Annotated in this window: 1 protein-coding gene; it reads right to left on the bottom strand. The window is 59.0% G+C overall.

The window, feature by feature from the left end; all coding sequences use genetic code 11:
• The coding region (locus tag DKG77_RS17090; RefSeq protein WP_207785471.1) for an HYR-like domain-containing protein at positions 1-300 on the bottom strand (300 nt) is incomplete at both ends.

A 300-nucleotide genomic window follows, 5' to 3' on the forward strand; every position in this document is an offset into this window, starting at 1 on the left:
GACGTCCCCGATACATTCCACAGTGATGCCCGAAGGGTCGCTGGCCGTGGGATCCGTAGTATCATTGACCGTGATGGCCTGGGTGACGTTGATGCTGTTGCCCGCCTCGTCCGTAACGCTATAGGTCCTTGTTATTGTTCCTGGGTTGCTCCCCACAAGGGCACTGTCGCTTACAAAGGCAACAGTGATGTTCGCCGCCAAGCTACAGTTGTCCGCCTCATCGCTCACCACACTGATGTCCGCAGCGGGGACGTCCCCGATACATTCCACAGTGATGCCCGAAGGGTCGCTCGCCGTGGG

This window comes from Flagellimonas aquimarina, assembly GCF_003149745.1.
Lineage (GTDB): Bacteria > Bacteroidota > Bacteroidia > Flavobacteriales > Flavobacteriaceae > Flagellimonas > Flagellimonas aquimarina.